Origin of the sequence: Pseudomonas hunanensis (assembly GCF_013393325.1) — a bacterium.
Classification (GTDB): domain Bacteria; phylum Pseudomonadota; class Gammaproteobacteria; order Pseudomonadales; family Pseudomonadaceae; genus Aquipseudomonas; species Aquipseudomonas putida_P.
In genome coordinates this window covers 62526-88846 of sequence record NZ_QJRC01000071.1, presented here as the reverse complement: position 1 = coordinate 88846, position 26321 = coordinate 62526, and the positions used below count along the sequence as shown (strand labels likewise).

Below are 26321 nucleotides of genomic sequence, written 5' to 3'. Positions count from 1 at the left end.
GGTTGGAGATTACCCTTGTTTCGTCTTAACGCTGTTCGCGCAAGCCACTTCCTGCCTTCGCTGTTCCTGTTGCTGGCAGGGCTCGCCGCAGCCTATGTGAGAGACCTCAGCGTCTTTTTCACATCGCTGTTCAATGTCTTGCCTACCTTGGTTCTGCTGCTGGGCGGCGCCTACTGCGCGGTGTACCGCCGCCAGCGTGAGCTGTTCATGATGCTTACGGTGTACATCGCCTACTTCCTGCTCGACACCCAGACCGACTTCTACCGTGACCATGGCCGCGTGCGCGAGGACGCAGCGGTAATCTTCCACCTGGTGTGCCTGCTGCTGCCGGCGCTGTTCGGGCTGTATGGCGCCTGGCAGGAACGCACTCACCTGCTGCAGGACCTGGTGGCCCGTGGTGCCGTGCTGTTTGCCGTGGGCAGCGTGGCAGTAGCCCTGGAGCAAAGCTACCCAGAGGCATTGCTGACCTGGTTGGCTGAAATTCGCTGGCCGGCCTTGCATGGCCAGTGGATGAGCCTGATTCAGATGGTATACCCCTTGTTCATCGGCGTGTTCATTCTGCTGGTGGTGCAATACCTGCGCGCACCACGGCCGCTGCACGCCGCGTTGATAACGGGCCTGCTGGGCATTTTCTGGATGCTGCCGCAAACCTTCATCCTGCCGTTTACCCTGAACATCATGTGCAGCCAGGTGATGCTGATGATCGCCGCAGCCGTGGCGCACGAGGCTTATCAGATGGCTTTTCGCGATGAGCTGACCGGCCTGCCGGGGCGTCGTGCGCTGAACGAACGCATGCAGCGCCTGGGGCGCAACTATGTGATCGCCATGACCGATGTCGACCACTTCAAGAAATTCAACGACACCCACGGCCACGATGTGGGCGACCAGGTGCTGCGCCTGGTCGCCAGCCGCTTGTCCAAGGTCACCGGCGGTGGTCGCGCCTACCGTTATGGTGGCGAGGAGTTCGCCCTGGTCTTCGCTGGCAAGACCGCCGAAGAATGCGTACCGCATGTGGAAGCCGTGCGTGAAGTCATCGCCAACTACGTGATGCATCTGCGCGACCAGCATAACCGCCCGCAGGACGATACGGCCGGGCGTCAGCGCCGCGCTGGCAGTGGCGGCGGCACGGTCTCGGTCACCATCAGTATTGGCGTGGCCGAGCGCCATGCCGATCATCGCAACCCCGAGGCGGTGCTCAAATCCGCCGACCAGGCGCTATACAGCGCCAAAGGTGCGGGGCGCAATTGTGTCATGGTGCATGGGCAACAATCGCAGCGTGGGGCCGTGCGGACGGCGTGACCGAATAAGACTGTATGGTCGAGTGATGACCCTATGTCTCGTAAAAGTTGTTCGGTTACACTGCCAGTAACCCCAGTGTCGCGGTTCCCCGAGACCGCCCCGACCCGACTAGCGAGAGGTTGTCATGGCTGACTATAAAGCGCCCCTGCGCGACATGCGCTTCGTACTGAATGAAGTCTTCAACGTGGCCGAGCAGTGGGCGCAATTGCCCGCGCTGGCCGAGGTTGTCGACGCCGACACGGCCATGGCCGTGCTGGAAGAAGCCGGCAAAGTCACCGCCAAAACCATCGCGCCGCTTAGCCGCGCCGCCGATGAAGAGGGCTGCCACTGGGACAATGGTGCAGTGCGCACCCCAGCTGGCTTCATCGAGGCCTACAACACCTATGCCGAAGGCGGCTGGGTGGGCGTGGGCGGCGACCCGCTGTTCGGTGGCATGGGCATGCCCAAGGCCATCTCGGCGCAGGTCGAGGAAATGGTCAACGCTTCCAGCCTGGCCTTCGGCCTGTACCCGATGCTGACCGCTGGCGCCTGCCTGTCGATCAACGCCCACGCCAGCGAAGCCTTGAAGGAAAAATACCTGCCGAACATGTACGCCGGTGTGTGGGCAGGTTCCATGTGCCTGACCGAGCCACATGCCGGTACCGACCTGGGCATCATCCGCACCAAGGCCGAGCCCCAGGCTGATGGCAGCTACAAGGTCAGCGGCACCAAGATCTTCATCACCGGTGGCGAGCACGACCTGACCGAGAACATCATCCACCTGGTGTTGGCCAAGCTGCCAGATGCACCGGCGGGGCCAAAAGGCATTTCGCTGTTCCTGGTGCCGAAGTTCCTGGTCCATGAGGACGGCAGCCTCGGCGCGCGCAACCCGGCCACCTGCGGTTCGATCGAGCACAAGATGGGCATCCAGGCCTCGGCTACCTGCGTGATGAACTTCGACGAGGCGGTCGGCTACATCGTCGGTGAGCCGAACAAGGGCCTGGCGGCCATGTTCACCATGATGAACTACGAGCGCCTGGGTGTTGGCATCCAGGGCCTGGCCTCGGCCGAACGCTCCTACCAGAACGCCGTGGAGTACGCCCGCGACCGCCTGCAGAGCCGCGCCCCGACCGGCCCGCAAGCCAAGGACAAGGCCGCCGACCCGATCATTGTCCATCCAGACGTGCGCCGCATGCTGTTGACCATGAAGGCGCTGATCGAGGGTGGCCGCGCCTTCTCCACCTACGTGGCCATGCAGCTGGACAGTGCCAAGTACAGCGAAGACGCCAACGTACGCAAACGCAGCGAAGAGCTGGTGGCACTGCTGACGCCGGTGGCCAAGGCGTTCCTCACCGACCTGGGCCTGGAGTGCGCGGTGCACGGCCAGCAGGTATTCGGCGGGCATGGCTATATCCGTGAGTGGGGCCAGGAGCAGCTGGTGCGTGATGTGCGCATTACGCAGATCTACGAAGGCACCAACGGTATCCAGGCGTTGGACCTGATGGGGCGCAAGGTGGTGGCCAGCGGTGGGGCGTACTACCGCTTGTTCTCCGACGAGATTCGCCAGTTCATTGCCAGCGCAGATGGCGCATTAGACGAATTTGCCAAGCCTTTGGCGGTCTGCCTCGACCAGCTCGACGGGTTGACCGAATGGGTGCTGGAACAGGCCAAAGGTAACCCGAATGAAATTGGCGCGGCTTCGGTCGAGTACCTGCATGCTTTTGGCTATGTCGCGTATGGCTACATGTGGGCACTGATGGCGCGGGCGGCCAAGGCGGGTGAGGGCGATGAGGCGTTCTACTCGGGCAAGCTGGGGACTGCGCGGTTCTACTTTGCGCGCTTGCTGCCACGGGTGGATTCGCTGGTGGCTTCGGTGAAGGCGGGGAGTGAGTCGCTGTACCTGCTGGATGCTGAGCAGTTCTGACAGATCTTGGGGCCGCTTTGCGGCCCATCGCGACGCAAGGCCGCTCCTACAGGGCGCAAGGCTTATGCGGTCCTTGTAGGAGCGGCCTTGTGTCGCGATGGGCTGCGCAGCAGCCCCAATTCCCGGTGTGTCTGGGAATAGGTCCTCTTTGTAAGCTTTTTCCTACACGACGTGGTGACTTTTCACCACTGGTCTCAGATTGGATCCACGGTTAATCTTTACCACATGGACGTTGCGCAGGAAGCGCAAAGGACAGATCAAGGAAGACGACGAAGGACCACCTGCCAGGATGGCGGGGCGATACGGATGTCACAGGGAAACAGTCTGGAAAACCCCGCTTCGGCGGGGTTTTCTTTGTGCGCTTTTTTTCAGGCCAGCACATCCAGCGGTGACGCCCCCAAAAGGCGGGCATCGGTCTCTTCCTCCAGCAGCGTGCGCAACAACTCCACAGAGGCCTGCTGGCGCTGGGCATCGCGGAACACCAGGCCAACCTTCAGCGGCACGCGCGGCTCGCTCAACGGCTTCCACAGCAGCCCCTGGTCATCTTCGGCAGCCTCCTTGGCCCGCCCCGGCAGAATAGTGGCCAGCGCCGTGTGCGCCAGGCTGTCGAGAATCCCCGCCATGTTGTTCATCTCGGCCTGTACCTGCGGCCGTCGGCCCTGACTGGCCAGCTGCGCCTGCCAGATCTGTCGGATCTGGAACTCCTCGCCCAACATCAGCATGGGCAGCTCGGCGGCCTGGCGGATGGACACCTTCTTGAAGTCCTTCAATGGGTGGGTATCGGGGATCACCAGTTGCAACTCATCTTCGTACAGCAGCAGGCCATGCAGCCCTGGCTGGCGCGGCGGCAGGTAGCTGATACCGATGTCCAGGCTGCCGTTGAGCAAGCGCCGCTCGATCTCCAGCCCTGACAATTCGTAAATCTGCACCACCAGATGAGGCTGAGCCTTGCGCAGCCGTTCAAGCAGCTGCGGTACCAGGCTGGGGCGCACGGTTTGCAGCACACCGATGGCCAAGGTACGCAGCGACTGGCCTTTGAAATTGCGCATGGCCTCGTGAGCACGCTGCAGGCCGTCGAGCAACGGCAAGGCATGGTTGTACAGGGTGTGGGCGGCCAGGGTCGGTAGCAGGCGCTTGTTGCTGCGCTCGAACAGGCTCAGGTCGAGGCTGTGCTCCAGCTGACGGATCTGTTGGGAAAGCGCAGGCTGGGACAGCGACAGGCGTTCGGCGGCACGGCCCACGTGGCCTTCTTCATACACCGCGACGAAATAACGCAGTTGGCGGAAATCCATAAGTAACACTTATCGAAAATGCTGGAAAAACGAAATGGTCGAAAACCCTTGTGAAGCCTAGTCTATCGCCGTATTCCAAAGGGTTACAGCGATGAATAGGTCGATTGTTACCCCGGATGAGAAACACTTTTGATAGGCAAGGCAAAATATCGAGTGTCGGCGACAAGACCGCACCGTGCCGCCCTTTACCGTGATTGGTTGGAGCCCTGATGAACCTGTTCAACCTGCGCCGCTCGGCCCCTGCCGCCGTCGCCGAGCCTAAGCGTGCGCCGGTGATCGTGCCGCAAGCTTCCGAGCTGTCGCGTGATCGCCTGATGCCCAGTGCCGAGCGTGCAGCGCAGGTATTCGTGCGTGGCCAGGGCTCCTGGTTGTGGGACAACGAAGGGCACGCCTACCTGGACTTCACCCAAGGCGGCGCGGTCAACAGCCTGGGCCATAGCCCCAGTGTGCTGGTGAAGGCATTGGGTAACCAGGCCCAGGCGCTGATCAACCCTGGCTCGGGTTTCCACAGCCGCGGCCTTTTGGACCTGGTCAATCGCCTGTGCCAAAGCACCGGCAGTGACCAGGCCTACCTGCTCAACAGCGGTGCCGAGGCCTGCGAAGGTGCGATCAAGCTGGCGCGCAAGTGGGGCCAGCTGCACCGCAACGGTGCCTATCACATCATCACCGCCAGCCAGGCCTGCCATGGCCGCAGCCTGGGTGCGCTGTCAGCATCCGACCCGCTGCCGTGCAATCGCTGCGAACCGGGCCTGCCCGGTTTCAGCAAGGTGCCGTTCAATGACTTGGCGGCGCTGCACGCGGCGGTGGACTCGCGCACCGTGGCAATCATGCTGGAGCCGATCCAGGGCGAGGCGGGCGTTATTCCGGCTACCCAGGAATACCTCAAGGGCGTGGAAACGCTCTGCCGCGAACTGGGCATCCTGCTGATCCTCGATGAGGTGCAGACCGGTATTGGCCGCTGTGGTGCGCTGCTGGCAGAAGAGACCTATGGCGTGCGCGCCGACATCATCACTCTGGGCAAGGGCCTGGGCGGTGGCGTGCCGCTGGCCGCCTTGCTGGCCCGGGGCACGGCGTGCTGCGCCGAGCCTGGTGAACTGGAAGGCAGCCACCACGGCAATGCGCTGATGTGCGCCGCCGGCCTGGCGGTGCTGGACTCCGTGCTGGAGCCTGGCTTCTTCGCTCAGGTGCAGGACAACGGCCGCCACCTGCGTGAAGGCTTAAGCCGCCTGGCTGGGCGTTATGGCCAGGGCGAAGTACGCGGGCAAGGCCTGCTGTGGGCCTTGCAACTGAAAGAAAACCTGGCCCGCGAACTGGTGGCGGCCGCCCTGTACGAAGGCCTGCTGCTGAACGCACCGCAAGCGGATGTAGTGCGTTTTTCGCCAGCGCTGACTGTGAGCAAGGGCAACATCGATGAAATGCTGTTGCGCCTGGCCCGCGCCTTTGCCCGCCTGCATGCCCAGCAGCAGGCCCGCCGCGAGATGCCGGCGTAGCTGTTTAGCAAGACCGAGAATTCTACGAACCGTCTGGCGTTCCTGCGCATCGCCCCTGGCCTGTTTCATTCGGCCCGGGGCGTTTTTTTTTGCCTGTGGAACCTCTGTGGCGCGCGGCTAGTCTTTGATGTAACCCTTCAGGAGAGACTCGCATGGACTTTATCCGCATCATTATCGCCATCCTTCTGCCACCGCTGGGTGTGTTTCTGCAGGTGGGGTTCGGCGGAGCATTCTGGCTGAATATCCTGCTGACCTTGCTGGGTTACATTCCGGGGATCGTGCACGCGGTCTATATCATCGCCAAGCGATGAGGTTTTCCGGGGCCGCAAAGCGGCCCCAAACTCTCAGTGCTTCAACACCCGGCAATAGAATTTCCACTCTTCTTCCAATGCATGCGCCAGGTTCTCCGCTTTGCGGAACCCATGCCGCTCTCCGGCATAGAAGTGCCCCTCAGCCTCGATCCCGTTAGCCTGCAACGCCGCCAGCATCGCGCGGGTCTGTTCCGGCACCACCACCGCATCCAGCTCGCCCTGGAAGAAAATCACCGGCACCTTGATCTGCCCTGCATGCAGCAAAGGCGTGCGCTGGCGATAACGCTCGGCGTCCTGCTGCGGGTCGCCGATCAGCCAGTCCAGGTAGTCGCCCTCGAACTTGTGGGTGGCACGGCCCAGGGCCACCGGGTCGCTGACCCCGTACAGGCTGGCGCCGGCACGGAACACATCATGGAATGCCAGGGCGCACAAGGTGGTATAGCCACCGGCGCTGCCGCCGCGGATGAACGCCTTGTGTTTGTCGACCCAGCCCTGAGCCGCCAGGTATTCGACCGCTGCGCAGGCATCGGCCACATCGCTTTCGCCCCAGCGCAGGTGCAGTGCCTGGCGGTACTCCCGGCCATAGCCGGTGCTGCCCCGGTAGTTCAGGTCGGCCACGGCAAAGCCGCGCTGGGTCCAGTACTGGATGCGTGGGTCGAGCACGGGGTAACAGGCCGAAGTCGGCCCACCATGGACGAACACCACCAGCGGTGCGGCGCCTTGCGACTGCACTGGCGGGTAGAAGAAGCCATGGGCCTGCTCGCCGTCACTGCCATAGTGGATGGGCTGCGGCAGGCTGATGCGCCCTGCCGGTAGCACCTCGGCACCACCGGCCAGCACACGGACCTCGTGGTTGCCGCGGTCGATGGCAATCACTGCCGGCGGGCTGATAGGCGAGGCGGCAATGGCATAGAGGTGTTCGGCATCCATGGCCAGGTTGCGAAAACGAGTATAAGCACTGGCAAACCGCGCCATGCGGCCATCTTCGCCACGCAGCCCCAATTGCCCGAAGCCATCCTGGAACCAGCTGGCCAGGTAGCTTTGCGGCCCCAGTGGCAGCCAGGTGCAGGTGCCCAACTGCCAAGGCGCTGCTGCATGGTCCGCCGACTTGGCGGGCAAGGCTTGCCAGTGACCCTCGACCTCTCCCCAGGGCTGCCAGAAGCCGTTGCGGTCGGATAGGCAGTAGAGCCGGCCTTCGGCATCGAAGCGCGGTTGTTGCAGCGATTCGTCAGCGGCGGCTACACACTGCGGCGGCCCCCAGTGGCCGCTGGCATCCCGTGTGCGGCTCATCAGGCGGGTCACGGTCCAGGGCTGTGCAGGGCGGTCCCATTCGATCCACGCCAGGCGTTGGCCATCGGCACTCACGGTGGGTGCGGCGTAGAAATCGGCACCCTCGGCGAGTACCTCACGGCGGCTTTCGCCCAAAGCGACGAGGCGATGCTCCACCTGCTCGGCATGGCGCTCCTCGACGGCCAGCACCTGGCTGTCGTGCCACTGCACATCGCCATAGCGGCAGCTGGCATCGCGGGTCAGAGCACGCGGTAGCAAATCGTCCAGCGGTTGGGTGTAGACCTGCTGGTCCTTTTCGTTGACGAACACCAACCCGTCGCCACCCAGGCAGAAGCTGCCACCGCCATACTCGTAGGCCCGGCTGCGCACGCTGAAACCATCTGGCGTCAGGCAGCGGGCCTGGTAGTGCAGCCAGTGCCAGATACGGCAAGCACCATCGGCCGGGCGAAATTCGATCCAGAACAGCCCGTCGGCACTGACTTTGAGTTCGGCGAAGTCGGTGCCGGCGGCCACCGCCTGGGCCGCGCTGAATTCAGCCGCGGGCGATGACACGTGAGTTTCGATCATTGCGGAAGGTCATCTGTTCAATGGCGAGCTGGGCGGTTTCTGCCTCCTCGCGGGCCTTGAGGATGATGCCGTGGTCGGCCGACTTGGCGCATACCGGGTCGGCGTTGCTGGCATCGCCGGTCAGCATGAAGGCCTGGCAGCGACAGCCGCCGAAGTCCTTTTCTTTCTCGTCGCAGGAGCGGCACGGTTCGCGCATCCACTCATAACCACGGAAGCGATTGAAGCCGAACGACTCGTACCAGATATGGTGCAAGTCATGCTCGCGCACATTGGGGAATTGCACCGGCAGCTGGCGCGCGCCGTGGCAGGGCAGGGCGGTGCCGTCCGGGGTGATGGTGAGGAACAGGTTGCCCCAACCATTCATGCAGGCCTTGGGGCGTTCTTCGTAGTAGTCTGGGGTAACGAAGATCAGCTTGCACGGGTTGCCCTCGGCCTTGAGTTTGTCCCGGTATTCGTTGGTGATGCGTTCTGCCCGCTCGAGCTGCGCGCGAGTCGGTAGCAGGCCCAGGCGGTTGAGGTGCGCCCAGCCGTAGAACTGGCAGGTGGCAAGCTCGACGAAGTCGGCCTCCAGGGCAATGCACAGCTCGATGATGCGGTCGATCTTGTCGATGTTGTGCCGATGGGTGACGAAGTTGAGCACCATCGGGTAACCGTGGGCTTTCACCGCGCGGGCCATTTCCAGCTTTTGTGCAAAGGCCTTCTTCGAGCCAGCCAGCAGGTTGTTCACCTGCTCGTCGCTGGCCTGGAAGCTGATCTGGATATGGTCCAGGCCGGCCTTCTTGAAATCGGCGATGCGCGCCTCGGTCAGGCCAATGCCCGAGGTGATCAGGTTGGTGTAGTAACCCAGCCTGCGAGCCTCGCCAATCAGCTCGGCAAGGTCCTGGCGCACCAGCGGTTCACCGCCAGAGAAGCCGATTTGCGCGGCGCCCATTTCCCGTGCTTCAGCCATCACCTTGAACCACTGTTCGGTGCTCAGCTCTTGGCCCTGGGCGGCGAAGTCCAGCGGGTTGGAACAGTACGGGCACTGCAGCGGGCAGCGGTAGGTGAGCTCGGCCAGCAGCCACAGCGGCAGGCCGACCGCAGGCGTAGGCGGCAACTCAGGCGAGGACGATCCAGTGTTCGGCACGGGCCACCTCCATGAATTGCTCGATGTCATCGGCCACTTCCGGGACATCGGGGAATTGCTGTTCGAGTTCGCTGATGATCGCTGCCACGTCACGCTGGCCGTCGATCAGGCCACCGATCAGGCTGGCGCTTTCGTTGAGCTTGATCATGCCCTCGGGGTACAGCAACACATGGCCCTTTTGCGCCGGCTCGTACTGGAAGCGGTAGCCGGGGCGCCAGTTCGGCACTTGATTGCGATCAAGACTCATAGGGTGATCCCCTTGTGCCACACCCGGTCCTGGGTGACGGAGTGATAAGGCGGGCGGTTCAGCTCGTAGGCCATGCTCATGGCGTCGAGCATGCTCCAGAGGATATCCAGCTTGAACTGCAGGATCTCCAGCATACGCTCCTGGCCCGCGCGGGTGGTGTAGTGCTGCAGGGTAATCGCCAGGCCGTGCTCCACGTCGCGCCGGGCCTGGCCAAGGCGGGTGCGGAAGTACTCGTAGCCGGCCGGGTCGATCCACGGGTAGTGCTGTGGCCAACTGTCCAGCCGCGACTGGTGGATTTGTGGGGCAAACAGTTCGGTCAGCGAGCTGCTGGCGGCTTCCTGCCAGCTGGCGCGGCGGGCGAAGTTGACGTAGGCGTCCACGGCAAAGCGTACGCCGGGCAGTACCAGCTCCTGGGAGCGCAGCTGGTCGGGGTCGAGGCCGACGGCCTGGCCCAGGCGCAGCCAGGCTTCGATGCCACCGTCCTCGCCGGGTGCGCCGTCGTGGTCGAGCAGGCGCTGGATCCACTCTCGGCGCACTTCGCGGTCCGGGCAGTTGGCCAGGATCGCGGCATCCTTCATCGGGATGTTGACCTGGTAGTAGAAACGGTTGGCCACCCAGCCCTGGATCTGCTCGCGGGTGGCGCGGCCTTGGTACATCGCCACATGGTACGGGTGATGGATGTGGTAATAGGCGCCTTTGGCGCGCAGAGCCTGCTCGAATTCGGCAGGGGACATGGGCAGTGCGTCGCTCATCGGGCCTCCTTACAACTCGATGCTCATGCCGTCGAAGGCAACTTCCACACCGCGGCGCAGGACTTCGGCGCGCTCGGGGGAGTCTTCATCGAGAATCGGGTTGGTGTTGTTGATGTGGATAAGCACTTTGCGCTGGCGCGAGAAGCCGTCCAGCACTTCGAGCATGCCGCCAGGGCCATTTTGCGCCAGGTGGCCCATCTCGCGGCCGGTGCGGGTGCCGACACCACGGCGCTGCATTTCATCGTCCTCCCACAGGGTGCCGTCGACCAGCAGGCAGTCGGCGTCGTGCATCATCGCCAACAGCTTGCCGTCGACCTGGCCCAGGCCTGGGGCGTAGAACAGCTTGCCGCCGGTACGAGTGTCCTCGACCAACAGGCCCAGGTTGTCGCCTGGGTGCGGGTCGAAACGGTGCGGCGAGTACGGCGGTGCAGCGCTGCGCAGGGGGAAGGGGGTGAACTTGAGGTTGGGGCAGGCCTCGATGACGAAGCTGCCTTCCAGCTCGATGCGGTTCCACTGTAGGCCACCGTTCCAGTGGCTGAGCATGTTGAACAGCGGGAAACCGGTGGTCAGGTCCTGGTGGACCATGTCGGTGCACCACACTTGGTGCGGGCAACCTTCGCGCAGGCTGAGCAGGCCAGTGGTGTGGTCGATCTGGCTGTCCAGCAGGACGATGGCGTTGATGCCGGTGTCGCGCAGGGCCCGGGCCGGTTGCATGGGCGCAAAGGCCTGCAGTTGGGCGCGGATGTCGGGCGAGGCATTGCACAGAACCCAATGCACGCCGTCGTCGGACAGGGCGATGGACGACTGGGTGCGTGCCGTGGCGCGCAGGGTGCCGTCACGGTAGCCCTTGCAGTTGACGCAGTTGCAGTTCCACTGTGGGAACCCGCCACCGGCGGCGGAGCCGAGAACCTGGATGTACATGGCCACTCTCTATGCAAAAAACCGGATCGGAAAAACGAAAACGCCCCGGCAGGCCGAGGCGTGAAACCCTAAGCCGGGCTTAGCGGTTAGCGAAGTACATGGTGACTTCGAAGCCGATACGCAGATCAGTGTATGCAGGTTTGGTCCACATGGAATTACTCCTTCCGGATGAGGGTTGGGATGCTCAGCTACTACTTGGGTACCGCCACGCGTCGGCAGTTCCCTGAAACTGGGATTGCGCTATCTTACAAGAAAAATTTGTACCGAAAGGTTAATTATTCGAAAAGCGCCGTTGCAGTTCGCGTAACAATCATCGTGCAGCGCCTTGCCAGGAAGGGTTTGGCGCGGCAGCGTTGGCCAGGCATAGCCAAGTGGAACCTGTGTCGAGCAGGTTGCTCAGCAGGTGGTCCAGATCCGTCTGCCGCGTGTTCAGGATAGCCCTGCGCAGTGCATCCAGCCTGCCGGGTTGTGTAGCCAGGTGTGTCTGCCACGCCCATTCGGCGACGTCGGCATTGGCCATGGCGGGCTCGTCGAATTGCTCGGCCAGGGCTTGGCGGGCGGCCGGGTCCAGGGTGACACCCTGGCGCAACAGGGCGAGCAGGTGGTCGAGGACCTGCGCTTGGCCGGTGTGGGGGGACTGCACGCCGAACAGTAGACCGCCGACCCCCTCGACCTGACGAAAGGCGCTGAACACCGCGTAGCCGAGTTGCAACTCTACCCGCAGGCGTTGGTAAACCGGCCCCTGCAGCAGTTGCGCTAGCAGGCGGCCTGCGGCTTCGCTGGCGGGAGGCAGCGGGCAGAACAGCAGCAGGGCATATTCGCTGCCAGCCACTTCGGCATGCTGCCAGCGACGGTTGGCCCATGTGGGCAGGGAGCCAGGCCGTGCGCCTTGCCCGGGGCAGTGCTGCAACGCGGTAGCCAAGGCGTTCAGCGCGGCATCGTCGAAGCCCGCAGCCAGGCCATGCCAGTTTGCGTGCTGCCACAGGCTGTCGAGCTGCTGCTGTTTCAGCGTGCCGGCCGGTGCCGCTGTGGGCGGGGTATGCAGCACCGTGTCTGGCAGTTGCTTGAGCAAGGCCCTGATAGGGATCAGTGCCGGGGGCGGCGCCGCGCTGGGCAGCCAGCAACTGGCAGGGGGGGTGAGCATCAAAGCCAAGGCCTGCGGCACTGCGCGCAGCACCGCGGCCGGCAGCCCGGCGCAGCGCAACTGCCAGTATTCCCCTGCGGTGGTGTATTGCAGTTGCACCGAGGCGCGTTCACATCGCTCCTGCAGCGGCGCGAGGGCCTGTTCAAGCACGCCCTGCAAGCGCTGGCGCACAGGCGAAGGCACGTGCCAGCGTAAGTAGAGTGCCGCATATTGGCGGGTGCCGGGGAGCTGGTCACTGATCTTCAGTGCGTTCGGTAGAGGCTGCGCCATGGCGGTGGGTAAGTCAGCCATCAGCAACGGCTCGACCGTGGGTATCTGCCATTGCCCATGATTGCTGCATGGCAGGTCATCCAGCAGGGCACGAAGGGCCTGCAAACCTTGTGTATCCAACTGGCTGAACGGCAACCCGGTACTGTCCCGGCGGGCCAGTTCAAGTGCGCTGGCACTGCGTTCGCCGCTGTGCTGCAGCAAGCCGAAGTCAGGGTTCAGCTGTGCGAGATCGGCTTGTCGGATGAAATTGAACCAACCGTGCAGCAGGTCATTGGCTTCATCTGGGCAGGCGTTGGCGCTGAGCTTCAGGTCCAGGTGCCACAGCAACTGCCCGGCGAAGGCATACAGCTTTTCGGCCTTGAAACCTTGCAGCCAGCCACGCTCGCGCAGTGTACCCAGCCAGGTACCTGGGCGGCTGTCATTCAGGCAGGCAATCAGCAGTTCCAGCGCCTGCTCGGCACCTGCCGGAAGGTGCTCGTGGATAAAAGCCAGTGGCATAGTCGCTGCCGACAGGGGCGGTGGCTGAAGGTGCGGTACTCGCGTGCCCGTGGCGAACTGCTGAGCATGCTGCCGGCCCAGTTGCTCCAGTTCATCCAGCGGTTGCGGGCCGCATAGGCTCAAGACGATCTGGCCGCCTTGGTAAAAGCGCCGGTGAAAGCCCCCAAGCGCTTGCTGGAAGGCCGGGTCCTGCAGGGCCAGGGTGTATCGGTTGCCGGCATGAAAAGCGCTCAGCGGATGAGCGGGCGACAGCGTCTGCAGCAAGGCGAATTGCTGCTGGGCCTGTGGGTTGCGCGACCAGGCGATGAACTCGGCGTGAATCACTTCGCGCTCGCGGCGTTGGCGCGCGATGCCCAGGTCAGGCTCGGCCAGCATCTGGCACAGGCGCTCGAGGCCTGCGGCCAAGGCATTAGGCGGGACTTCGAAGAAAAAATCGGTGGTGCGTTCACGGGTACTGGCGTTGACCTGGCCACCGAGGGCCTGCACGTAGCGCATCAGGCCATCGTCCAGGGGGAAGCGCGGGGTGCCGAGGAAGAACAGGTGCTCGAGGAAGTGGGCCAGCCCTGGCCATTTTCCCGGCGCGTCATGGCTACCCGCGTGCACCCGCAATGCGGCGGCCGCGCGCTTCAGGCGCGGGGCATGGCGCAGGGTAAGCTGCAGGCCGTTGGCGAGGGTGAGGTGGCGGGTGGCGTCAGGCATGGGGGCTCCGGTTGCTGCTGTCCATGCTAACCCATTTGTGTAGCGGGCCCGCGAAAGGGCTATCAGCCTTTACGCAGGTGAAGCTCCTGGCGCAAATCGTTCAGATAAGGAAACGCCAAGCGCCCCTGCACCACCTGATCATGTTCAAGCTCCGCCAATAACTGGCATTCATCCTGCCCGGCCATGGCTAGCACACTGCCATCCGGCCCGATGAGGCTGCTCTGCCCGCAGTAGTGAATCTCGTCTTCCGCACCGCAATAATTGGCATACACCAGGTAACACTGGTTCTCCTGCGCCCGCGCCCTCACGGTCACCTGGCAGGTAAAGTCGTACGGCGTCATGTTCGCGGTCGGCACCAGTATCAGCTCTGCGCCATCGAGCGCCAGGCGCCGAGCGTTCTCCGGGAACTCGATGTCGTAGCAGATCAGCAGGCCGACTTTCCAACCGTCAAATTCCACCACCGGGGACAGGTCGGCGCCTGGGCTGAACATCGAGCGGTCCAGGTCACCGAACAGGTGGGTCTTGCGGTAGTTGCTGAGGCTGCGGCCATGCGCATCGATCAACTGTACGCTGTTGTAGATTGCCCCGTCGTCGCCGCGCTCGGGGTAGCCATAGACGATAGCGATGCGCTGCGCCTGGGCGATCTCTACCACCGCCATCGCCGCCGGGCCATCGTCGGCTTCAGCCAGGCGCTCGACCTGGGCCAGGCCGATGTTGTAGCCCGTCAGGAACATTTCCGGACACACCAGCAACTGTGCGCCGCGTTCGGCCGCCAGCTGCGCCTGGTGGCGCAGCCGTTGCAGGTTGCCGGGCACGTCCAGTGGCTTGGGTGCACCCTGGAACAGAGCGATGCGCATGGTGCCTCCTTGTCTCAGTCTGCCAGGGCGATCGGGCCGATTTCGTCGAACACGTCGCCTGGGCCGGGGTTGTCCGGGTGGGTGTGGCCACCGAAGTGGTTCATGATACCCCACACCGCATTCAGCGACGTTTGCACCGCGCCTTCCACCCAGGCCGGGGTCCACGACACGTCGTCACCGGCAATGAACATGCCGCGCTGCTCGGCGGGCATGTCCTGCTGCATGAAGTGCGCGTACATGCGCTGGTTGTAGCGGTAGTGGCCCGGCAGCGCCCCCTTGAAAGCGCCAAGGAAGTGCGGGTCGGCTTCCCAGGAAATGGTGATCGGGTCGCCGATGATGTGCCCTGCGATGTCGGTTTTCGGGTAGATCTTCTTCAGCGCATCCAGGGCCAGCTGCACGCGCTTTTCCACCGGGTGCGGCAGCATCTTCAGCGCATCGCTCATCCAGGCGTAGGACAGGCAGATCACCCCCGGCTTGTCGTCACCGTTGTCGAACAGGTAAGTGCCGCGGGTAAGCCGGTCGGTGAGGGTCATGCTCATCAGGTCGCGGCCGGTTTCCGGGTCCTTGTCCTTCCAGAACGGCCGGTCGACCATGACGAAGGTCTTCGACGACTGCATGTAGCGGGTGCGGTCCAGGGCCATCCACATTTTTTGCGAGAACAGCGATTCCTCGCAGTCGATCTGGGTGGTCAGCAGCCAGGTCTGGCAGGTGGCGAGTACCGCGCTGTAGTGGCGGGTGTCGCCCCAGTTGTCGGTGACCGCCAGGCGTCCATCGGAAGCGCGGGCAATGCGCTTGACCCCGGTACGCGGCGCGCCGCCGTGCAACGTGCTCAGGCTGGTGCCCTGCGGCCAATGCACGCAGCGCTCCGGTACATGGCGCCAGATGCCTTGCGGCACTTGTTCCACACCGCCGACCACCAGGTGCTGGTGGTCGTCGCAGTTGGTCATCACCACGCGGAAAATTTCCAGCATCGAGTTGGGGAAGTCCGAATCCCAGCCACCGGTGCCGAAACCGACCTGGCCGAACACTTCGCGGTGCTGGAAGCTCAGCTTGGCAAACGAGCGCGAGGTGGCGACGAAGTCGTAGAAGGTGCGGTCGTCCCACAGCGGCACCAGCTTGTTCCACAGTGCCTTCAGGCGCGGTACGTCGCGGTTGCGGATGGCTTGCTGGATTTCGGCGAACTGGGCGCCGCTTTCCAGCGCATCAGCCCAGGCATCGGCCACTTCATGAAACAGCTTGGGCAGGTCGCTGGTTTTTTCGGCGTAGTAGGTCTGGCCTTCCAGGTCGATCACCGTGCTGCCCGAGGCCGGGGTCAGCGGGTTGGGGAAAGGCTTGGTTTCCAGGCCCAGCTTGTCCACGTAGTGATAGAAGGCCGTGGACGACACCGGGAAGCGCATGCCACCCAATTCGGCGATGATCCCATCGGTGCCGTTGAAGGCTTGCGAGCGCAGCCGGCCACCCAGCTTGGAAGCCTCGTACACCACCGGTTTGAGGCCCAGCTTCATCAACTCGTAGGCCGCCACCAGGCCGGCGATACCGGCACCTATGATGGCTACTTCTTCACCCTGGCGATCAACCGGAATGCTGCCCAGGCCCGCGGGGTGCTCCAACCAGTCGTCGAAAGCGAACGGGAAGTCCGGGCCGAAGATGGTGATCGGCTTCTTGCCGTCGGCGGGGCGGCGGTTTTTCTTGTTCATGAAGTGACCTTGCCAGAGAGGCTGCGCGGGGAGCGGAGCCTGAGTATAGGAGATGCCTGGGGGTCATTTTAGGGCGTGGGGTTTTCGTAATTAAGGCGCAGAGTGGTGTCTGAATGTAGTTTGTTTCGTCGGAATAACATGCGTCATATACATTACGACGACTTAGAAATCAGAGCGGCTGCCCGCGATCTACCTTGCTACTGAGAATGATCGACGTGGTGGTCTTCTCCACGCCGTCGACACTGCCGATCTGGTCAAGCAACTGGTCAAGCTGTTCGGGCGAGTCCGTACGCAGCCAGGCCACGTAGTCGAATTCTCCGCTTACCGCACACAGCTGCTGCACTTGCCCCATGGCACTCAGGCGCCGCACCACTTCCTTGCCGGAACGCGGCTGCACCTTGATCCCCACGTACGCCTGCAGCCCGCCGCCTATCACACTCTGGCCCAGGCGTACGCCATAGCCGGAAATGACCTTGTTCTTCTCCAGCCGTTCCAGGCGCGAGTTGACCGTGGTGCGGGCGATGCCCAGCTGGCGGGCGAGGGTGGCGACGCTTTCGCGGGCGTTGATCTGCAACAGGGCAATCAGCTGGCGATCGATCTCATCCAGCGTGATGGAGCGGGAATCCGACATGGCGAGTCTCTGCGGTTGGCCCGCTAGCCTAGCCAGCCAATGCCGATGAGGGCAAGGGCCGTCACAGCTGACCAGGCTGGCCCGATGACTTTGCCTTCGGCATGATGAAGCGCTAGTCCAACGAGAACCTCAGCGTGAACCTCGACCACCTGCTCGAATGCTGGCGACTGGAAGTCTCCAACAAGAAAAGGCCCGGACGCAGTATCAGTTTGCTGTTCAACGTGCTGCGCCGCGCCCGCAAGGACAACAAACTGCGTTTTCTCTTTGCCTACCGCCTGGCCCAGTACCTCGACGCCCATGGTGGCCTGGCACGGCGTCACGCCCGGCGCATGCAACAGCGGCTAAACCTCAAGTACGCTGTGGACATCGATATAGGTGCACACATCGCGCCCGGCCTGCGCATCGCGCACCTACCGGGGGTAGTGATCACCCGGCACGTGCGCATCGGGCGCAATTTCTTCATCCGGCAGAACTGCTCGATCGGCATCAAGACCCTTGGCCTGGAGGAATACACGCTGCGCATTGGCGACAATGTGAGCATGGGCGCCAATAGCTGCATTGTTGCCGATCGCATCGATATTGGCGACGACGTGGTGATTGGCGCTATGTCGCTGGTTACGCGGGATATTCCGGCTGGCATGACCTTCTACAACCCGCGACAGGTCGAGATGCGGGGTTTTCCAGCGCGGGATGAGTGATGCGACTGAATGGGCTTTGCGCGCGAGCAGCAGGCGCCGGCAAATGGCGTGCTTTGTCGCACCTCCGCACTCAACGGGTTTGGTTGGGGCAGGCGATGCATTGAAGAGCGTAATTGCTCGGCTGATCGATAGGCATGAAAAAGCCGCGCATTTGCGCGGCTTTGTCGTATCTGGTGGGCCCACACGGACTCGAACCGTGGACCAAAGGATTATGAGTGACCATTCGAGGGGTTTCGGCAGGTTTCAAGAATAGCCATGAATCTCCATAAAATACTTTGATATCAGTGGCTTATTCTGTTCGTTTGTTTTTCTACGTTTCACTGGATACCCTGAGTTCTCACTCGAAACGGGGAACGAACGGGGAAAATTATGGCGAAGCGCACGCGGCTGACTGACCTGGAAGCACACGCGGTCAAGACCCGGAAGTCCGAGCCAGTCGGGTCACGCGGAAAGGGGACGCTGCTGCTCGAGCGAAAGGCGTCCGGGGTCGTGATGGCCTACTACCGTGAGCGCACTCCCACAACTGACCAGCGCCTGCCCCTGGGCGCATTGGCCAAGCGCCCCAGGCCTGGAGCCGATGAGTATTCCCTGAGCGACCTAAGGCACCGCGCAATGAGCTTGTCGATTGAGGTCGAGGCCGCTGGCAGCATTGGGGCCTACCTGGCCCTGTCTGAGCGACAGAAAGCCGCCCAGGCCGAAGCGGAACTGCGTGCACAGCGGGCAGCCGAGGCCGCTGCTCGACGTGGCTCCTTTGCCGATCTGATGGACAGCTACACCGCCAGCATGATCGAGGCTGGCCGGGTGAGCGCAAAGGAAATTGGCCGGATGTTCCAGCTCCATGTGAAGACCTACCACCCTGACCTGGTGGCCAGGCCGGCGGCGGAGATTCAGCCCGAAGACATACAGCTGATTCTTGCTGGTGTGCTGGGGCGCAAGCCAAAGGGGCGCGGGATCGGCAACAAGGCGCCTGGTAGCTCATTCAACGGAATGCGGACCACCTGCGACAAGCTTCGTCGGTACCTGCGAGCTGCATTCAGCTACGCGGCCAAGGCCCACCTGGCGCCCGAGCGGCTGGCGCAGGACGGCAAGGTGTTTGCCATCAGCAGCAACCCAGTGCGCGACATTCCCGTCACCCAAGGTACTGGCGGTGGCCACACCGAGTCGCTGACACCAGAAGAATTGGGCGAGCTTCTGCGCTACCTGGACACGCTCCCGCTTCGATACGCGGCCATCGCCAAGGCGCTGATCTACTTTGGCGGCCAGCGGCTCACCCAGTTCTGCGCGGTGCCCTGGGAGGCCGTAACCGACAGCACCATCAGTCTGATCGATGCCAAAGGGCGCAAGGCCCAGGCATGGGACCACCTGCTGCCGATCACTGATCGAATCAGGGAAGTCATTCAGCCGCTGCTGGACGACCAGATTGGCCCCGGCCCGTTCTCCCTGACGCCTGGCAGCACCGCCAGCCCTGACACCTTCAGCGGATTGTTCGTAGAAGCAGGCCGTGTACTTTCGGCATCGGGCAAGACCCAGCCCTTCAGTTGGAAGAACGTGCGCGTAACAGCTGAAACGCTGCTGGCGCATCAAGGCGTTTCCGCCGAGGTTCGTGCCTGGCTGCTCTCTCACGGGCGCAGCGGGGTGCAGGCCAAGCATTACGATCGATACAGCTACCTGCCCGAGAAGCGTGCTGCGCTGGAGCAGTGGGGCCGCTACCTGGACAAGCTTGCCATCGGTGAGGGCGAGACTGACAACGTGGTGCTGCTGTCGCGCCGGAAAAAGAAATCGGCTGACTGAGCTGCCCACTTACCCTGACCTCCAGCGGACGGGGTGTTTTATCCGCGACAACGCGACACCCCTTATAGTCCGTGACCCACAGCGTTTTTTCGTCCGTGACAGGTGATAGGGCTGTCGCGGGATAAAAATCGCTGGAGGTCGCGAGTTTACTGGTGTGTCGCGCTGTCGCGGATAGTTACCTTAGTCGGATAGTTGGCCAGACCGCCTGACAAACCCATATCTATAAGGGCTGCGGCTATATTCGGTTCCAAAACTCTCGTTAAAACACTTGTTAACCATGTGCGAAATAGCTGATTTGTTCATTTGAACAGTTTTTCTGCTTTTTACACTTAAAGTGGAAAAGTTCACGAACTGTGATGTTGGGAGCACCATGTCTTGACAGGTCGCTGTGGCGGAGAAATGTAGAGCCTGACGCGTCAGGTTTTTGTTTAGCTGCTAAAACTGACGCGTCAGACCAGAGCATGCTTAGTCGATGCGATTTTTGAGCGCGGCCCTCATGAGGGCCTCATAAGGTCCGCTGTAGGCCCCGCATTACTTGGCTTTTCGCCTATCTGACGAACGGTCGTGAAGGTAGGGGATCATGATTTAGCGCTTCGCTTTGAGTACGCATGAGTACGCAGGAGCCCCCTAGAAACCCCTAGAGCCCCCAAATTACATTTTCGATCTTGCTAGTTATGTACGCTTGTAGAAACGTACATAGCCGGAAGAGCTGTCGAATTTGCTTCCGCGGGTGTTGCGCCATCACAAAACTAGCCGTTACTATGCGGCCACGCCTGCAACATCCTGCTGCCCTATGAAAGTTATGATGTGGATGCCAGGATGGTGATCGCTAGTTAGCAGAAAAAGAAAAGCCTCAGCGCTACCAACGCTGAGGCTTGATCGGGAAAGACGCTACCAACGTCTTCTGCATACCAGCCAGGCCAGCACACAAACCCCGAGGGGAGAAGCACTTGAGACGGCTTCAGAGCTTACGTTTTTACGTTTTACCGTAAAAGGTAAAGCTCGGGCGGACTGTAGTACCTGCGGGAATAATGCGCAACACTGGCGTCCTATACAGTTGCGGTGTTTCCGATGAATTACCATCTAGCGATCTGTTCGCAGGCGTTGGTGGCTCTACAGAACGATCCCCTCGGTTTTTCCTCGCAAGGAGAAATCGAACATGGCCCAAACCGCCATCAGCAACACCGATGCACCCAGCCTGCCGATCCCCGGTGCCCGCGCCACGGCTGCTCAGCTTTGCGCCAAGTACCAGGTCAGCCGCTCTACCTGGTGGCGCTGGTCCAAGACGCCCGGATTCCCCGAGCCGATCCGTTTCGGCCGCTCCGTCCGTTGGGAGCCCGAGTCTGTCGAAAGCTTCCTGCGCAACCAGGAGGCTTAACCCATGATGATCAATCACCCCTGCGCTTGCGCGGGCATGGGATTGCTCGGCCTCAAAAAAGCGCTTGTTTCACGGTGGCTCGGGATGTATCGTCGCCGTGTCGTTGCAAATTCAGCGACCAGGCTTGGCGGCCTGAATTGTCCGAGGCGCTACAGCGCCCATCTTCGAATTGCAGGCGCTTTTTTTGTGCCTGCAATAACGTTTTATGGTGGGTTGCGTAGGAGCACCTCCGTGTGCGCCGGTTCCCTTGGACGCCGGTCCGCCAATCCTGCGCAACCCACCACCCAATTCTGCTTGGCGGCAGTTGGTGGTGGTTCCTACGTCCAAGGAGCTGCACCCATGAATCACGCCCTCATTCCGTCCAAAATCCGTGCCCTTGCCCATCGTAAGATGGCCCTCAGCGCTCTCCGCGCAAATTCGTCCCTGTCCGTCCGCTTGAAGCGCTACAACCACCACATGGATCAGGCTCGCGCCCTCGAAGCTCAAGGGGATGCGGAATGAAAAACACCACTAACAAAACCGTGTTGCGGCCGGCCTTGCTCGCGGACTTTGAAGTCCATCATCACAGCCAAGCCAGGGATGAGTTCAAGAAGCTTGAGCGGATCATCACGAACCTGATCATCCCTGCACTTGGACAGCAGCACCCCGTTTCCAAGAGTCTCTACGCCCATATGGAAAACGTCCGTCTGGGTACTCAGAATTTCTGCTGGCAGCATCGTCATTGGGGTTATAGCTACAGCGCTTCTGTAGTAGGAGGCGCCCAATGAGCCTTGGCAATTGGAATGGCCTGCTTCCCAAGCATGAGGCGATCAAGGAAATGTCCACCGATGAGCTTCGGAAAACTGCCGACTCAACGAAGGAATATGCCTGCGTGTTGGCTCACGGCATCTCCGGCATAGGCAATTTGCTGGCATGCACTGCTTCCAATGGAGAAACCGGTTTGAGCGATCAAGCCGTTACCAGTGTCGGCTGGATGCTTGAAAGCATGGGAACGCTCATTAGCAACTTGGTCGATACCCAAGCAGCTGCTGAGTATCACCTGCAAGCAAAACTCCCGAGGGCTTGATCATGAATATCCGAAACGGTGCATTGGCACCGACGGGATCGGCTTGCCCAAAAAAAGTCGAAGCTATCCGCCAGGTGGCCGTGTTCGCTCAAGCGAGAGCGCATTTGCTAGTCGCTGAACTGCTCCCTGAGGGTAGGCAGCGTGGTAATGAATGGTGGGCGAAGAACCCCGCGCGGGCGGACCGCAAAGCGGGCAGCTTTTCCGTGAGTCTCACCGATGGCTGCTGGAGTGACTTTGCCAGCGGCGACCGGGGTAGCGATTTGGTCAGCCTGGCCGCCCTGGCTCTGCACATGAGCCAGAGCGATGCAGCCGCATGGATCGCGAGACGCCTCGGGCTCGACATTCCAATTCTCGAAGGTCGCCCAGGCATGCCATCAGAGCAGCTTCAGCAGCGGTTGGAGAAGGCTGCGCATGACGCGGCTACGAAGGCAGAGCACGCAGCGCGACAAGCTCAGGACCGCCAGCGTGCGGCTGCCGGGCGAGCCATCACGATGTGGAGCGAGGCATTCGCTGCAGACGTTCGCCACCCCTACCTGATGCGCAAGCAAGTTGCACCACGGGGCATCCGTCAGCGTGGTCAGGACCTGCTGGTCCCTCTGTATGCCGAAGGCCTGATGGTCAACCTTCAGCGCATCGATGCCAGCGGGGAGAAGCGTTTCCTTCCTGGCGGCCAGGTGAAAGGTGCGTACTGCCCGATCGGGAGGCCCGTGCCCGGGGCTCGCCTCTATTTGGCCGAGGGCTGGGCAACGGCGTGCACCATCCACGCCCTGACCGGCTGCGCCGTGGCGGCGGCTATGAATGCCGGAAACCTCAAACCTGTGGCCGTCGCTATGAAGGCGAGGTACCCCGATGCGCAGCTGGTGATCGCCGGAGACGACGACCGCCAGACGCAGGGTAATCCAGGACGCACGGCGGCCATTGCTGCCGCGTTGGCGGCAGGTGCCGAGGTCAGCTTCCCGGAGTGGCCAGAGGATGCCCCGCTGGCGCTGAGCGACTTCAACGACCTGCATGTGTGGAGTGCGGGCCATGAGTGACGGGAAGGTCATCACGCTGATGAGCAAGAGCCCAGTTCAAGAAGCCATCAAGCGCCTAGGCTCCGATGCTGGCGCGCTGTACGAGCCCATCATTCTCATGGAGCTGAAGCGGGTCCGTGCCAAGGAGCCGGCCAGTTGGGCGAGAATCCGGCAGCAGGTGAAGGACACCAAGGCTCTGTCCATGGTCGACTTCGACCGTCTCACGGCTCAGGACGACGAAGAGAAGGCTTCCGCCGGCGGTGGCATCTTCCCCGAGGTCGAGTCTTGGCCAAGCCCTGTCGCTGGCGCGGAGCTTCTGGACGACATTGCAGGCGCCATCAGGCGCTATGTGATTGCCGACGCAGCCACGATTCAGGCAGCGGCGTTGTGGGCGACCTTCACCTGGTTGATCGACTCGGTACAGGTCGCCCCGATCGCTAATATCACGGCCCCGGAGAAGCGGTGCGGCAAGTCGATCATGCTCACTGCACTAGGGAATCTGGTGAACCGCAAGCTGCAAGTATCGAACATCGCGCCCGCTGCGCTGTTTCGTTCTATCGAGCTCTGGTCACCCACGCTACTGATTGACGAGGTGGACGCCTTCTTGCGCGACAATGAGGAAGCCCGAGGCATCCTCAACGCCGGGTTCACCCGTGACAGCGCCGTGGTGATCCGCTGTGTGGGTGATGATCACATGCCCACGCCTTTCAGGGTGTGGGGCGCTAAGGCGCTCTGTGGCATCGGCAAGATCGCCGATACGTTGGCAGACAGGAGCATTCCTCTTCGACTCCGACGAAAGCTGCCTGGCGAGTCCACAGAAGTACTGCGTCACTCCGATCCCGACCTATGGACCAGCCTGCGCTCACGAATGATGCGCTTCGCTCAGGACCACGCCGAGCGAATTGGCAAGGCCAGGCCGGCCACCATCAACGGGCTGAACGACCGCGCTAATGACTGCTGGGAGCCACTGCTGGCGATTGCGGAAGCAGCAGGCGGGGAATGGCCTGCCATCGCTCGCCAGGCGGCGCGATCACTTCATGAGATCGAAGACGATAGCCCGAGCGTGGGCGTGGAACTGCTGAACGATATCAAAACCATCCTAGACACCAAGCAGGCGAACAAGATGTTCAGCGCCACCCTGCTTGAACATCTGATGGCGGATGACGAGGCACCGTGGCCTACCTGGAACCGTGGCAAGCCGATGACGGCGCGTCAGCTCTCTACGAAATTGGGCGAGTTCGGCATCAAGTCGAAGGACATTCGCATCGGCACCATCAACAAGAAAGGGTACGACCGAGCCGATTTTTCGGAAGCGTTCACCAGATACCTTTCCGCCGAAACCCCGACTGCATCTGCGACAGCGCGACAACCCAATGGCCATGCGGCTTCTAGCGATTTTTCCCCCGCGACAGGCCTACCCCGCGTCGCGGATGAAAAAAAGCTGCAAGCCACGGACTATGCAGGGTGTCGCGCTGTCGCGGATGAAACACCCCTCCCGCTGGGTGTGGAGGACGCCGCTGGGCCGGAAGAGGAGGAGGTGTGATGGCTGCCATCGACTATCTCCGGGATCAGGGCCTCTCAGTCCGCAAGCGCGGTATGCGCGTGATCATCGGACCCAAGGCGCTGATCACCGACGACATTCGCAGGTACGTGAAAGCACACCGGCTGGCGCTGCTGGCGGAACTGGCAGCGAATGACGGCCTGGAGCGCCGCTGCAACTGGACGGTGCTGGTACCTGGGTGCCGGCCGTTCACCATGATCAGTGAGCCGATCACCCGCGCCGAGGCCTTGGCAGATGTTCGTGTGCGCTGGCCAGGTGCGGAGGTGGGGCCATGACGAGCCGTAGCAGGTGCCTAGGCGAACAATCGTCGAACGCTCGGCGATGTGGGTGGGAATTCTCATCCACCGTGGCGTTATCAACACACTGTGTAGGAATCAACACAGTGGATTGTCGAGACAGCTCATTCGGTCTGACTCGGCTGATCCGGTCCGACTCGGCTCAACTGAACTACCTATCAGGCTGTGTCACCAGCCCGGTTATGCAGGTCGAGCCACTGGCGCCGAGCCGGCCTCAATTCGAGAACGAAGCATGACTACTAAGCACGTCACATTCACCGACGCGGAGATCCGCAAGCAGGCGAGCCAGCCGGTGCGCCAGTTGCGTGACCCGCGTTACCCCGAGCTGCGATTCCGCTATTCCACCGTCGACCGCACCCGGGGCGCCTGGCACGTCGTTGTCAGGGGCAAGTGGGGCAAGGCCGGCGACTTCCCCAGCCTGACCACCAAGGCCATGCTGACCGCGCTGCCGGCCATCCTGGGGCGCCGAGCCGCAGACGCCGAGGCCACCTCGCTGACCAGCACCTGGAGCCGTACCGGTGAGCTGCTGGACTGGTACCTGGATCGCATGCTGCGCGACCGCAATTTGTCGGCCAAGCGCAAGGCCGGCGCGAAGTCGGCTATCACCTGCCACCTGACGCCACGGCTGGATGACCTGCCGCTGGCCGAGGTGAGCAAGGCCACGCTCGATCAGCGGCTCATGTGGCCACTGCAGGAGCGCTATGCACTGTCGTTTGTACGCCTGGTGTTCAACGTGCTGGCGGTGGCCATGCGCAAGGCGCACCGGCTCGGAATGATCGAGCAGAACCCCATGGGCTCACTGCGCTTCGGGGATTTCGTCGCGGTGCGGATCAAGCCGAAGTCGTCACGGCTGCGGGAGCGAGACTTGCCCGATCTGCTGGCCAAGCTGGCAGGCTGGAGCGAGGCGCGGCCCGGTGACGCCCTGCTGGCGCTGATGATGCTTTGCCACGGCACCCGCCTGGGCGAGACGCGCAGCGCGCTGTGGCGCAACGTCGATCTGCAGGCCGGCCAGTGGTTCATCCCCGCCGACGACACGAAGACCAAGCAGAACCACACGTTGCCGCTGACCCGCCAAGCCTGCGCACTGCTGAGCCGCTATCAGGCCCAGCAGAACACCCAGGGCTACCAAGGTGCCTACCTGTTCCCGGCCAGCCGGCGCGGGCCACTGGGCGCCACGGCGGCGAGCCAGGTGTTTGCCGAACTAAGCGACCGCCAGTGGACCAGTCACGACGTGCGCAAGGTGGCCCGCACCTGCTGGATGGACCTGGGCGTGGACTACCTGGTGGGCGAGATGCTGGTGAACCACGCCCTGCGGAACATGGACGCGACCTACATTCATACCACCGCCGAAGCCCTCAAGCGCCAAGCACTGGAACGCTGGCACGACCATTTAGACGGGCTCGGATTGAGCGCACTCACAGGCGAGACATACCCGAGATACGCACTTTCACAAGATTCGCCACAGGCCACAGACCACAAGGCCTCTAGCGATAATCAGGATGCATCACAGAGGAGCATGTAAAT

The 26321-nt window shown here is 62.3% G+C and carries 25 protein-coding genes; 14 read left to right on the top strand and 11 right to left on the bottom strand.

Annotated features, from left to right (window positions below):
- Positions 1 to 15 precede the first annotated feature (15 nt).
- Both DM807_RS04765 and DM807_RS04760 read left to right on the top strand, forming a co-directional pair.
- Positions 16 to 1299: a GGDEF domain-containing protein gene (locus DM807_RS04765; protein WP_012270169.1), complete on the top strand. Its 1284-nt coding sequence runs from the start codon at positions 16 to 18 to the stop codon at positions 1297 to 1299.
- Positions 1300 to 1423: 124 nt separating this feature from the next.
- Complete coding sequence (locus DM807_RS04760) at positions 1424 to 3202, top strand: acyl-CoA dehydrogenase C-terminal domain-containing protein (protein WP_060515208.1); 1779 nt, start codon at positions 1424 to 1426, stop codon at positions 3200 to 3202.
- A 368-nt stretch (positions 3203 to 3570) separates the two neighbouring features.
- On the opposite strand, the gene DM807_RS04755 is transcribed toward DM807_RS04760, so the two are convergent.
- The gene (locus DM807_RS04755) at positions 3571 to 4494 is read right to left on the bottom strand and encodes a LysR family transcriptional regulator (RefSeq protein ID WP_012270171.1); all 924 of its coding nucleotides are present in this window, start codon (positions 4492 to 4494) and stop codon (positions 3571 to 3573) included.
- Positions 4495 to 4703: 209 nt separating this feature from the next.
- Here DM807_RS04755 and DM807_RS04750 point away from each other — a divergent pair, with 209 nt between their 5' ends.
- On the top strand, positions 4704 to 5984 hold the full coding sequence (locus DM807_RS04750; RefSeq protein WP_069943202.1) for an aspartate aminotransferase family protein: 1281 nt from the start codon (positions 4704 to 4706) through the stop codon (positions 5982 to 5984).
- A 152-nt stretch (positions 5985 to 6136) separates the two neighbouring features.
- Entirely contained in the window at positions 6137 to 6295 is a 159-nt protein-coding gene (locus tag DM807_RS04745) for a YqaE/Pmp3 family membrane protein (protein ID WP_003177654.1), read from the top strand.
- Between the two features lie 33 nt (positions 6296 to 6328).
- Here DM807_RS04745 and DM807_RS04740 read toward each other — a convergent pair whose 3' ends face one another.
- From DM807_RS04740 to DM807_RS04695, 10 genes are all read right to left on the bottom strand, one after another.
- Complete coding sequence (locus tag DM807_RS04740) at positions 6329 to 8152, bottom strand: S9 family peptidase (protein ID WP_060493148.1); 1824 nt, start codon at positions 8150 to 8152, stop codon at positions 6329 to 6331.
- Positions 8118 to 9278 (bottom strand): pyrroloquinoline quinone biosynthesis protein PqqE, encoded by a 1161-nt coding sequence (gene pqqE / locus DM807_RS04735; protein ID WP_012270174.1) that lies wholly within the window; start codon positions 9276 to 9278, stop codon positions 8118 to 8120. Before pqqE ends, DM807_RS04740 begins: the two co-directional genes overlap by 35 nt.
- Positions 9250 to 9525 carry a pyrroloquinoline quinone biosynthesis peptide chaperone PqqD gene (gene pqqD / locus DM807_RS04730; protein WP_012270175.1) on the bottom strand — a complete coding sequence of 92 codons (276 nt, stop codon included), beginning with the start codon at positions 9523 to 9525 and terminating at the stop codon, positions 9250 to 9252. Before pqqD ends, pqqE begins: the two co-directional genes overlap by 29 nt.
- On the bottom strand, positions 9522 to 10277 hold the full coding sequence (gene pqqC, locus DM807_RS04725; RefSeq protein ID WP_012270176.1) for a pyrroloquinoline-quinone synthase PqqC: 756 nt from the start codon (positions 10275 to 10277) through the stop codon (positions 9522 to 9524). The genes pqqD and pqqC overlap by 4 nt, the downstream gene beginning before the upstream one ends.
- A gap of 9 nt (positions 10278 to 10286) precedes the next feature.
- Entirely contained in the window at positions 10287 to 11198 is a 912-nt protein-coding gene (gene pqqB, locus DM807_RS04720; protein ID WP_012270177.1) for a pyrroloquinoline quinone biosynthesis protein PqqB, read from the bottom strand.
- Between the two features lie 79 nt (positions 11199 to 11277).
- Positions 11278 to 11349 carry a pyrroloquinoline quinone precursor peptide PqqA gene (pqqA, locus tag DM807_RS04715; RefSeq protein ID WP_003243383.1) on the bottom strand — a complete coding sequence of 24 codons (72 nt, stop codon included), beginning with the start codon at positions 11347 to 11349 and terminating at the stop codon, positions 11278 to 11280.
- A gap of 159 nt (positions 11350 to 11508) precedes the next feature.
- Positions 11509 to 13809, bottom strand: a complete 2301-nt coding sequence (gene pqqF / locus DM807_RS04710) for a pyrroloquinoline quinone biosynthesis protein PqqF (RefSeq protein ID WP_179027100.1) — start codon at positions 13807 to 13809, stop codon at positions 11509 to 11511.
- A gap of 62 nt (positions 13810 to 13871) precedes the next feature.
- On the bottom strand, positions 13872 to 14666 hold the full coding sequence (locus DM807_RS04705) for a carbon-nitrogen hydrolase family protein (RefSeq protein ID WP_012270179.1): 795 nt from the start codon (positions 14664 to 14666) through the stop codon (positions 13872 to 13874).
- Positions 14667 to 14680: 14 nt separating this feature from the next.
- Positions 14681 to 16363 carry a flavin monoamine oxidase family protein gene (locus tag DM807_RS04700; protein WP_179027099.1) on the bottom strand — a complete coding sequence of 561 codons (1683 nt, stop codon included), beginning with the start codon at positions 16361 to 16363 and terminating at the stop codon, positions 14681 to 14683.
- Between the two features lie 169 nt (positions 16364 to 16532).
- The gene (locus DM807_RS04695) at positions 16533 to 16994 is read right to left on the bottom strand and encodes an Lrp/AsnC family transcriptional regulator (RefSeq protein WP_012270181.1); all 462 of its coding nucleotides are present in this window, start codon (positions 16992 to 16994) and stop codon (positions 16533 to 16535) included.
- A 134-nt stretch (positions 16995 to 17128) separates the two neighbouring features.
- On the opposite strand from DM807_RS04695, the gene DM807_RS04690 reads away from it, so the two are divergent.
- The 10 genes from DM807_RS04690 to DM807_RS04645 all read left to right on the top strand — a co-directional run bounded on the left by DM807_RS04690 (position 17129) and on the right by DM807_RS04645 (position 26319).
- The gene (locus tag DM807_RS04690; protein WP_179027098.1) at positions 17129 to 17692 is read left to right on the top strand and encodes an LbetaH domain-containing protein; all 564 of its coding nucleotides are present in this window, start codon (positions 17129 to 17131) and stop codon (positions 17690 to 17692) included.
- A 369-nt stretch (positions 17693 to 18061) separates the two neighbouring features.
- Positions 18062 to 19483 carry a site-specific integrase gene (locus tag DM807_RS04685; protein WP_179027097.1) on the top strand — a complete coding sequence of 474 codons (1422 nt, stop codon included), beginning with the start codon at positions 18062 to 18064 and terminating at the stop codon, positions 19481 to 19483.
- A 1159-nt stretch (positions 19484 to 20642) separates the two neighbouring features.
- The gene (locus tag DM807_RS04680) at positions 20643 to 20861 is read left to right on the top strand and encodes a helix-turn-helix transcriptional regulator (protein ID WP_177010925.1); all 219 of its coding nucleotides are present in this window, start codon (positions 20643 to 20645) and stop codon (positions 20859 to 20861) included.
- A gap of 339 nt (positions 20862 to 21200) precedes the next feature.
- Entirely contained in the window at positions 21201 to 21362 is a 162-nt protein-coding gene (locus DM807_RS04675; protein ID WP_179027096.1) for a hypothetical protein, read from the top strand.
- Complete coding sequence (locus tag DM807_RS04670; protein WP_179027095.1) at positions 21359 to 21628, top strand: hypothetical protein; 270 nt, start codon at positions 21359 to 21361, stop codon at positions 21626 to 21628. The genes DM807_RS04675 and DM807_RS04670 overlap by 4 nt, the downstream gene beginning before the upstream one ends.
- Positions 21625 to 21927 (top strand): hypothetical protein, encoded by a 303-nt coding sequence (locus DM807_RS04665; protein ID WP_177010923.1) that lies wholly within the window; start codon positions 21625 to 21627, stop codon positions 21925 to 21927. The genes DM807_RS04670 and DM807_RS04665 overlap by 4 nt, the downstream gene beginning before the upstream one ends.
- Before the next feature lie 2 nt (positions 21928 to 21929).
- Positions 21930 to 22961: a toprim domain-containing protein gene (locus tag DM807_RS04660; protein ID WP_179027094.1), complete on the top strand. Its 1032-nt coding sequence runs from the start codon at positions 21930 to 21932 to the stop codon at positions 22959 to 22961.
- On the top strand, positions 22954 to 24483 hold the full coding sequence (locus DM807_RS04655) for a DUF3631 domain-containing protein (protein WP_179027093.1): 1530 nt from the start codon (positions 22954 to 22956) through the stop codon (positions 24481 to 24483). The genes DM807_RS04660 and DM807_RS04655 overlap by 8 nt, the downstream gene beginning before the upstream one ends.
- Positions 24483 to 24776 (top strand): hypothetical protein, encoded by a 294-nt coding sequence (locus tag DM807_RS04650; RefSeq protein WP_179027092.1) that lies wholly within the window; start codon positions 24483 to 24485, stop codon positions 24774 to 24776. The genes DM807_RS04655 and DM807_RS04650 overlap by 1 nt, the downstream gene beginning before the upstream one ends.
- Before the next feature lie 253 nt (positions 24777 to 25029).
- Positions 25030 to 26319, top strand: coding sequence for a tyrosine-type recombinase/integrase (locus tag DM807_RS04645; RefSeq protein WP_179027091.1), 1290 nt, complete (start codon positions 25030 to 25032; stop codon positions 26317 to 26319).
- Positions 26320 to 26321: the final 2 nt, after the last annotated feature.